The 369-nt window shown below is 56.6% G+C and carries 1 protein-coding gene; it reads right to left on the bottom strand.

Going from position 1 to position 369, the window contains the following annotated elements; all coding sequences use genetic code 11:
- Positions 1-26 precede the first annotated feature (26 nt).
- The gene (locus AC1RPG_RS08405; RefSeq protein ID WP_289856236.1) at positions 27-257 is read right to left on the bottom strand and encodes a hypothetical protein; all 231 of its coding nucleotides are present in this window, start codon (positions 255-257) and stop codon (positions 27-29) included.
- Between the last annotated feature and the right edge of the window lie 112 nt (positions 258-369).

Here is a 369-nt window from a genome sequence, read left to right as displayed (position 1 = left end):
CAATAGTACCCGATTAAATTTTGTGGTTATTCGGGCTTCTGTTGCAACGCGAGCCGCGCGCAAATCTCGTTGTTCCGGCGCACCATGTGTTCCAGATACACAGTCATCACGTCGCCCACAATCCAAGGTTCCGGGAGTGCGGGAATCTCGCGCGCATATACCCAGAAAAGTGGCATCGGCTTATCGAACCCGAGCAGGGCCGCGACGGCTTCGGCGGTCTGGGGCGTCAATTGGTCATGCAGGGTTTTCGCGTTCATATTCGTTACTCCTTATCCATCATTGCGAGTCGCGACCGAATCCACGATAGACGCTCGCTCGTTGCGGTTTCAGTGAAAAACACCCAGCACGCCCCGCGCGGTTCGCACGGCG

The organism is Dellaglioa sp. CoH-57-MRSF-18 (assembly GCF_056781995.1).
The sequence above is the reverse complement of the archived record's forward strand: the minus strand, read 5'-3'. Positions and strand labels throughout refer to the sequence as shown.